The sequence below is a fragment of the Arthrobacter sp. Y3223164 genome (assembly GCF_059091005.1).
Window position 1 is genome coordinate 1 of the sequence record NZ_JBNHGF010000445.1, and the last position, 2,025, is coordinate 2,025.

Below are 2,025 nucleotides of genomic sequence, written 5' to 3' on the forward strand. Positions count from 1 at the left end.
CGGCGGCGCGTGCCGCGGCCGAAAGCCGTTCGCCAGCCCGGCGCCGGCCACCCGCCTCGGGCCGGTTGAGTACCATCAGGATGGCCGCGAGCAAGGCGACCGGGATGGAGACCAGCACGGCAACGGCGCCGGCATACATGGCCAGGAAAACCTTGGCGGGGGAATCAAACAGGCCGGTTACGAAGGCCGCGGCTCCCAGCAGCAGCCAGAGCCAGAAAACCATGACGCCGCAGAGCGTGGTGCGGGCCCGGCGGTAGGTGCGGAGCGACCGCCCGTGCACGGTGTGCTTAGCCGCCTCCACGCTTCCTACTCCCCAACGACAGCCCCACGAATAGGGGCACCTGAGCACATTGTAGGCAGCCGCGTGCGCCGGGCGCGCAGGGCACGCCGGGGGAGCGGGCCGGCGAATGCGGCCCTGCCGGAAGCGGGGCCCGACCGAGGGTTCAGCTGCGTCTGGGGCGGTGCTAGTCTGGCCGCAGACCGGCCCCGCACCTGCCGGCGAAGGATGCACCAGGACCACCGAATCACTGTCGACAAACAGGGAGGAAACCTGGACCATGACCAGTTCAGCGACGCCCCACATACTCATCCTGGGCGGCGGCTACGTCGGCCTCTACACTGCCTGGGGAATCCGCAAGCGGCTGGGACCGTCGTCGGCACGGATCACGGTGGTTGAGCCCAACTCCTACATGACGTACCAGCCGCTGCTGCCGGAGGTGGGCGGCGGAGAAATCGAACCGCGGATCGTCACGGTCAACCTCCGCAGCGCGCTGAAGAAGGTGGACATCGTCCGCGGCAAGCTGGTTTCACTCGACGTCCAGGCGAAGAACGCCCGGCTGCTCGAGCTCGGCGGCGACCAATTTTCGGTGGCCTACGACCATGTGGTCTTCGCCGTCGGTGCGGTCACCAGGACCTTCCCCACGCCTGGGCTGGAGCAGCACGGCATCGGGTTCAAGACCGTGGAAGAGGCCGTTTACTGCCGTGACAAGGTGCTCGACAACGTGGCCCTGGCCGCCGGCACGAGCGACCCGGAGGAACGGGCCAGGGCACTCACGTTCGTGGTGGTCGGCGGAGGGTATACCGGCGTCGAGGCCCTGACCGAGTTGAGCGACCTGTCCAAGCTCGCCGTGGACGCGCATCCGGAGCTGGACCGTTCGCAGTTGCGCTGGGTGCTGGTCGAGGCGCTGGACCGAGTTGCCCCCGAGGTCGGACCGAATCTCTCGGAGTGGACCCTGGGCCAGCTGCGCCAGCGCGGCATCGATGTGCGGCTGAACACCACCATGCCGTCCTGCGAGGACTCGGTGGCCGAGCTCAGTACCGGCGAGCGCATTCCGGCTGGTCTCATCATCTGGACGGCCGGCATGAAGCCCAATCCCGTGCTGGACGACACAAACGTGCCGCGCGGCCCGAAGGGACACGTGAACGCCAACGCCCGGCTGCAGGTCATCGAAGATGCCGGCCAGGTAGTGCACGGCGCATGGGCCGCCGGCGACTGCGCCCAGGTACCCGATCTGGAAGCGGAGAAGCAGCCGGCCTACTGCCCGCCGAACGCCCAGCATGCGGTCCGCCAGGCCAAGCTGCTCGCCCAAAACGTGGTCAACGCCGTGCAAGGCCGGCCGCCGGCCGAGTACCGGCACAAATCGCTGGGCACGGTCGCGACCTACGGCGTCGGCCGGGGCGCCGCGAAGATCTTCGGCTACGAGCTAAAGGGCAAGCCCGCCTGGTACGCCGCCATGGGCTACCACGCACTGGCGCTGCCCACCTGGATCCATAAATGGCGCCTGCTGGCAGGCTGGAGCCCGCTGGTGTTCGGCGGCCGGGACATCACGTCGATGGGCGCCACCCAGCACCCGCGGCGCGCCTTCGTGGAGGCACACGCCGGCAAGCAGAAGGGCCGGATGTAGGCCCCCGGGCAAGCAGGCGGGCCGGCAGGCCGCAGGAAGGGCCCGAGCAAGAGCAAGGTGTCGGACAGGCCGCCGGCAGGGCGCAGGCGCGGGCTGCCCGGCTGAGTTGGTGCCGGGTCAC

Annotated in this window: 2 protein-coding genes; one reads left to right on the forward strand and one right to left on the reverse strand. The window is 69.3% G+C overall.

The window, feature by feature from the left end; genetic code table 11:
* Positions 1 to 301: hypothetical protein (locus AC5RUJ_RS15185; RefSeq protein WP_494156134.1), on the reverse strand; the 301-nt coding region annotated here is incomplete at its 3' end.
* Between the two features lie 256 nt (positions 302 to 557).
* On the opposite strand from AC5RUJ_RS15185, the gene AC5RUJ_RS15190 reads away from it, so the two are divergent.
* The gene (locus tag AC5RUJ_RS15190; RefSeq protein ID WP_494129135.1) at positions 558 to 1,904 is read left to right on the forward strand and encodes an NAD(P)/FAD-dependent oxidoreductase; all 1,347 of its coding nucleotides are present in this window, start codon (positions 558 to 560) and stop codon (positions 1,902 to 1,904) included.
* Positions 1,905 to 2,025: the final 121 nt, after the last annotated feature.

Coding starts and splice junctions, on each gene's coding strand:
- AC5RUJ_RS15190 (WP_494129135.1), top strand. CDS start 558: ATGACCAGTTCAGCGACGCCCCACATACTCATCCTGGGCGGCGGCTAC.